This window comes from Halomonas sp. SpR8, assembly GCF_031010195.1.
GTDB lineage: Bacteria > Pseudomonadota > Gammaproteobacteria > Pseudomonadales > Halomonadaceae > Vreelandella.
On sequence record NZ_JAUAMC010000021.1, the window covers coordinates 1 to 1,936 of the forward strand.

The window sequence follows — 1,936 nt, forward strand, 5'->3', positions numbered from 1 at the left end:
CCTTTTTTATGGTGCGCCAGGCATGGCGCGCAGCGCCTTGACTGGCGCTGTTCCTGGGGGTGGTGCCTCAGGATGACTTGGGGGTGAAAGTCCCCTGCACGCCCGGCAAGGGGAAGTGCTAGCCGACGGCAAGGGTGTCTCCCGCGAGGGAGAATCCGAAGGCAGCCCGAGGCAAAACGCTGGCCTGACGAACAGGAAGCGGATACGAGGCGCTATGGCGGGGTGAGATGGCCATAATCATCAAAGCCCAGTACTTGCACGGAACGCCATGACGTAAATCCGACAGGCATAAGCGGGAAGGTCGCGCGTCTTACCCTGGGAGGTCTGGTGGTTTGCCACGGTGCTACCGCCGTCGAGAGGCGACGGGATGGATCACCAGACGTCAGCAGAGGCCATAGTAAGTGTCGATTCACCCCGGCACCAAGGGCCGAACATGAAGAACCGCGAGTAGGCGATAACGTCTCGAGGATCGATCATGAAGACAGACACTGACGCTAACACCGTCACTCACCCAGAGGGGCAGGGGCGGTACCCCGCGTCCCGGCCGGTGAGCGTCGAGACGAGCCCGGCGTCGTTATCGTGGACGAAAGCGGAGCCAGCCTCGCTCATGGAACGGGTCGTAGACCCGAAGAACATGGAGCGAGCTTACCGTAAGGTGGTCGCCAACAAAGGCGCACCGGGTGTCGATGGCATGACGGTGCATCAACTGGCTGACCACTTGAAACAACACTGGCCAACGCTGCGTGAGCGGTTGCTGGCCGATGAGTATCACCCCAGCTCGATCCGAGCGGCCACGATCCCTAAGCCTAAAGGCGGCGTACGGCAACTCGGCATTCCGACGGTCACTGACCGACTGATCCAGCAGGCGCTACTTCAGGTGCTGATGCCGATCTACGACCCGACCTTCTCCGAGTCGAGTTACGGCTATCGCCCCAAACGCAGCGCCAAGCAGGCCGTCTCGGCCATGAAGGCCCACGTCACCGCCGGCCACCGCTGGGTGGTCGACCTTGATCTGGAAGCCTTCTTCGACCGAGTGAACCACGACCTGCTGATGGCCCGGGTGGCGCGGCGCGTTGGCGATAAGCGCGTGCTGCGTCTGATCCGCCGCTACCTGGAAGCGGGCATGTTCCAGCACGGCTTGGCCACGCCGAGACGGCAGGGGACGCCCCAAGGTGGGCCACTCAGCCCGCTGCTGGCGAACATCTTGTTGGACGACATGGACAAGGAACTGGAGCGCCGCGGCCATCGCTTCTGCCGCTACGCCGATGATGTGCAGGTGTATATCAAAAGTCGGCGAGCAGGTGAGCGCGTCATGGACAGCTTGAGTGAGTATCTCGAGAGCTCACTCCGGCTAACGGTCAATCGCCGCAAAAGTGCGGTGGATCGGCCATGGAAGCGCGGCTATCTAGGCTACAGTCTTACTCGGCACAAGCAGTCAAAACTGACGCTAGCCAAGAACAGCCTGAAGCGCATGATGCAGCGTGTCCGTGAGCTCCTGAAGCGTGGCAGGGGGCGTCACATGCAACGGATAATCGAAGGGTTGAAGCCAGTCCTACGAGGGTGGGCCAACTACTTCAGTCTTGTTGATGTGAAGCGCCCCTTGGAAGCACTGGATCAATGGATACGCCGCCGCTTACGCGGTCTGATCTGGCGGCAATGGAAACGCCCAGCGACTCGACGCCGGAAGTTAAAAGGGCTGGGCATAGACAGGCACCGCGCCTGGAAATCGGCGGGTAACGGTCGAGGCCCCTGGTGGAATGCCGGGGCTTCGCACATGAATCAAGCCCTGCCGAGAAAGTGGTTTTACGACCAGGGACTGATCTCGATACTGGACGCGGTAAGATGGCTCAAGCGTTCTTCATGAACCGCCGTGGTACGGAACCGTATGCCCGGTGGTGTGAGAGGACAGGGGAGGCGACTCCCCTTCCTACTCGAT

1 protein-coding gene is annotated in these 1,936 nt (G+C 61.2%); it reads left to right on the forward strand.

All coding sequences use genetic code 11. The annotated features are described in order from the left end of the window. Window positions 1–475 precede the first annotated feature (475 nt). Window positions 476–1,864, forward strand: coding sequence for a group II intron reverse transcriptase/maturase (gene ltrA, locus QT230_RS20745; protein WP_308324059.1), 1,389 nt, complete (start codon window positions 476–478; stop codon window positions 1,862–1,864). Window positions 1,865–1,936 lie beyond the last annotated feature (72 nt).

Excerpts from the sequence above, each read along its gene's own strand:
- ltrA (WP_308324059.1), top strand. The coding sequence starts at position 476 with ATGAAGACAGACACTGACGCTAACACCGTCACTCACCCAGAGGGGCAG.